The following is a 4,101-nucleotide window of genomic DNA, read 5'->3' on the forward strand; positions in this document are numbered from 1 at the left end:
TCATGGACGGCGGCCACCGGCTCCCGGCCCCGTCGCTGCTGGAACTCATGGACCGCACGACGCTGCGCGCCGTCAACGCGCTGACCCGGATGGGCCTCCCCGAGACCACGGGCGCGCTGCTGCTCGCCGGGTTCGACACCGCCGACCCGGCGGCCGATCTCGCGGCCGCCGGGGCGCTGTGCGAGGCGGCGGGGGCGAGCCAGGTCGTGCCCGCCGAGAACCAGGCCGAGTCGGAACTGCTGCTGCAGGCGCGGCGCAGCGTGCACTACGCGCTGGAGGCGGTCGCCCCGACGTCGATGATCGACGACGTGTGCGTACCGCGCTCCCGGCTGGCCGACATGATGGAGGGCACCGAGGCCATCGGCGAGAAGTACGGCCTGACGGTCAGCGTCTGCGTCCACGCCGGCGACGGCAACACCCACCCCACCGTCTGCTTCGACGCCGACGACGAGGACGAGACCCGCCGGGCGCGGGAGTCCTTCGACGCGATCATGGCGCTCGGCCTCGAACTGGGCGGCACCATCACCGGCGAACACGGCGTCGGCGTGCTGAAGAAGGACTGGCTGGCCCGCGAACTGGGAGCGGTGGGGCTGGAGATGCAGCGCGGCGTCAAGAACCTCTTCGACCCCCTGGGCCTGCTGAACCCGGGCAAACTCTTCTGAGCCCGCCGGCCACCGGGTCAGTCGTCGCGCGGCTGCTGGGCGCCGACCCTGGCGTCAGTGCCGTCCGTGCTGTGACGTTTCATCGGTTCGGGTGAAAGCCGGGTCAGGGCGTTGAGCCGGCGGGGTCGCTGGACTCGCCGGACTCGTCGGACGGCTCGGGGTCGCGCAGGCGGACGTCGTGGCCCGGACCTCCGGTCAGCAGCTCCGCCAACGCCGTGTCCAGGCTCAGTACTTCGCATTCCCGCCCCTGCGGCACCGCCCGCAGGGTGCGCTCCAGCCAGGCGCAGACGCCCGCCGCGGACGTCTCCAGCAGTGCGTCGCCGTCCGGGGAGGAGAGCGCCAGGCAGATGACGTCGCGGCCCTGCACCTTCACCGGCCACACCCGCACGTCCCCCTCGCCGCAGGGCCGCGAGACGCCTTCGATCAGCAGCTCGCGGGCGAAGGTCCAGGCGACGGGGGCGCCGGAGCCGATGTGGAAGGCGATGTGGGCGGCGTACGGATCCTTCGCCCGGTAGGTGAGGCGAGCAGGCACGGGCAGGCTGTGCTCCGGCGAGAGCATCAGTCTGACGTCCAGGTCACGTTCGACGACGATGTCCATGCGCGGTGCCCTTTCGTGATCCCGTGATCATTCGCGCAGTGCCCGGTGGCGGGGCACCGGAAGAGGGCTCATGCGGTGATTCTTTGTGCGTCCTCGCGGAAATCTTTTCCTTGAAGGGCGTACGGGTACAACTGGGGTGGGCAAGTTGTCTTCCCTGTCTGGTAGATGTGGACACTACGCTTCACGGTTGAACTTCGCAGGACTGTGAAGTGATGTACGCCACATGCCGTCATCGGCGGTCGAACAGATACGGGACCGGGACACGCTATGAGCTCGCCACTCTCAGGATCAGCCAGCGGCAGCCCCGCCCCTGGTTTCTATCCGGATCCCTCCATTCCCGGGTACATCCGCTACTGGAACGGTTCCGCGTGGGTGCCGGGCACCAGCCGCCCCGAGCCGCGGGCGGGCGAGGCGATGCCCTCGCCGCCGTCGGCCGCCGCGGCCTCCTCGGCGATCTCGGCGGGCCCGCCGCCGTCCCGGGCGGAGCCCGCGCCGGTGGAGGAGACCGGCCCGGTCTTCCTCGACGAGGACGCGGACGCGGCCGCGGGTGCCGGAGGAGACGCCCGGATTCCGGGCGCCCGCGGTGGCGACTCGCTTCCCGAGCTGCGTCCGCGAGGCGAGGTCGCGACGACCGGCTCCCTCGACTGGGACGACCCGAGCCGCCTCCACGGACAGCGCCCCGAGTCCGCCTCGGCATGGCAGGCCGACGTCTCCCGGCAGGGCGGCTTCGCCGGGGAGCGCGAGGAGCGCGTCTCGTGGGGCCAGGGTGAGAGCGGCGGCGGAACGGGCGGCGGCGGGGGCGCCGACGCCCCTTCGGCAGACCCCCGTGGTGGCTGGGGCGGGCGTACGGGCGACGAGGAGCGGACCGACAGCTCCAGGGGGACACCGGGGGCCTCCGCGGAGCCGCCGCCCCACACGGGCACCGTCCAGATGCGCGCCGTGCCCCCCGGCGGGCTCCGGAGCACGGCGCGGGAGCTCCGCCAGGGCGGGGGCGCGCAGGCCCCCGATCACACGGTGGGACTGCGGCGCCCGGACCTGCCCAGGCCCGCCGCCGGCGGGCAGGCGGCACCTGCACCCGCACCCGCGCCGACGCCGCCCGTCGTTCCCGGGCAGCAGCAGCCCGCGCAGTTCCCCCAGCAGCAGGCCCAGCAGCAGGCGCCGAGCCAGTCGCCGACCGCGTACCAGCAGCCCGCCGCGCAGAGCCCGCCCGCGCAGCAGCAGCAGCAGCAGCCGCCGCTGCAGCAGCCGTCGCAGCAGGCCCAGCAGCAGGCGCCGGGCCAGTCGCCGCCCGCGTACCAGCAGCCCGGCGCCTACGCGGCGCAGGCACCCGCGCCCGAGGCCGGGCAGGTCGGGCAGCCGTCCTGGGCACAGCAGGTCCAAGACCTCGCGGGCGCACCCGGGATGGGCGGCCCACAGGGACAGCAGGGCGGCGGACCCGACCCCGTGGCCCCTTGGCGGCCGCCGAGCTCGGACCCCTTCCTGCAGGCCGCCTCCCAGCAGCAGGCCCGCCCGGCCGCACTGGGCAAGCGGCTCGGCGCCCGGATCGTCGACGGCATCCTGACCTCGGCCGTGGCCGTAGGCGTCGCGTACCCCTTCGCCGGCAAGGCGGTCGATCACGTCCAGCAGAAGACGGACGCCGTCCTGCAGGCGGGCAAGACCGAGCAGGTCTGGCTGATCGACGCCACGACCGGCGGCTATCTCGCTCTCGTCCTCGGTGCCCTCGTCCTCTTCGGCCTGCTCTACGAGGTGCTGCCGACCCAGCGCTTCGGCCGCACCCTGGGCAAGAAGATGTTCGGGATCAAGGTGCTGACCATGGAGCAGGAGGAGACGCCGGGCTTCGGCGGCGCCCTGGTCCGCTGGCTGGTCCACGGGGTGCTCTCGGTGCTCGTGATCGGCGTCGTGAACGTCCTGTGGTGCGTCTTCGACCGGCCCTGGCGCCAGTGCTGGCACGACAAGGTGGCCCGCACCTTCGTCTCCAAGGATTCAGGAGAGCTGCGCTTGTAGCCACCGCGAAGCGACTCCCGGACCGGGCGTGCGTCACCCTGATGACGCACGCCGGATGCGGGGGCGCCGGTGCCGCGTTCCACTCGGCGCATGAGCTCGGATCAGCCCGACCACGACCCTTTCCATAAACGGGACCAGCCGGAGCAGCCGGCAGAAGAGCCTCAGACGCCGGAGCAGCCCCCGTCGCCGCCGCCGTCCTATGACGCCTACGGCGGCTCCGGGGCCCCCGGCGCCTCCGGCAGCGGTGGCGCGGACCCCTACGGCGGCGGCCCCTACGGCGGCGGTCCGTACGGGGACATGAGCGGTGCCGCCGACCCGCTCGCGGACATGCCCCCGCTCGCGTCCCGTGGGAAGCGGCTGGTGGCGCGGATCATCGACGCGCTGCTCATCGGCATCCCCATCGGCCTCATCCTGGGGCTCTCACAAGGCAATTGGGCCTGGGACACCGCCGACACCGGGCGCTCCTACCTCGAGCAGGGCGTCTACACGCTGGTCTACCTGATCTACGAGGGCCTCATGCTGACGCGTTCCGGGCAGACGGTGGGCAAGCGGCTGATGAAGATCCGCGTCGCCGTGCTGTCCAACGGCGAGGTGCCGGCGGGGTCACCGGGCTGGATCCGCGCGGTGGTCTACCAACTGCCGCCGCTGGTGCCGTGCGTGGGCTTCCTCTTCTGGCTGGCGAACGTGCTGTTCTGCACCTGGGACAAGCCCTTCCAGCAGTGTCTGCACGACAAGGCGGCCAAGACCGTGGTCGTCGCCGCCGACTGACCGCGTCAGGGACGCAGGGAGGGCTCGGCCACCCGCCGCCGTCCGGCCTGCGCTGGGGCCTGTGCGGGC

General features: G+C 73.0%; 4 protein-coding genes. 3 read left to right on the plus strand and 1 reads right to left on the minus strand.

Annotated features, from left to right (window positions below; genetic code table 11):
• The coding region (locus ACRDP3_RS22465; RefSeq protein ID WP_431518803.1) for an FAD-linked oxidase C-terminal domain-containing protein at window positions 1–662 on the plus strand (662 nt) is incomplete at its 5' end.
• Window positions 663–765: 103 nt separating this feature from the next.
• Here ACRDP3_RS22465 and ACRDP3_RS22470 read toward each other — a convergent pair.
• Window positions 766–1,260 (minus strand): SsgA family sporulation/cell division regulator, encoded by a 495-nt coding sequence (locus ACRDP3_RS22470; RefSeq protein ID WP_431518804.1) that lies wholly within the window; start codon window positions 1,258–1,260, stop codon window positions 766–768.
• A gap of 267 nt (window positions 1,261–1,527) precedes the next feature.
• Between ACRDP3_RS22470 and ACRDP3_RS22475 the strand changes: the two genes are divergently transcribed.
• Both ACRDP3_RS22475 and ACRDP3_RS22480 read left to right on the plus strand, forming a co-directional pair.
• Window positions 1,528–3,264, plus strand: a complete 1,737-nt coding sequence (locus tag ACRDP3_RS22475) for an RDD family protein (protein ID WP_431518805.1) — start codon at window positions 1,528–1,530, stop codon at window positions 3,262–3,264.
• A gap of 90 nt (window positions 3,265–3,354) precedes the next feature.
• Window positions 3,355–4,032, plus strand: coding sequence for an RDD family protein (locus ACRDP3_RS22480; RefSeq protein ID WP_431518806.1), 678 nt, complete (start codon window positions 3,355–3,357; stop codon window positions 4,030–4,032).
• Window positions 4,033–4,101: the final 69 nt, after the last annotated feature.

The organism is Streptomyces sp. (assembly GCF_050698815.1).
Lineage (GTDB): Bacteria > Actinomycetota > Actinomycetes > Streptomycetales > Streptomycetaceae > Streptomyces.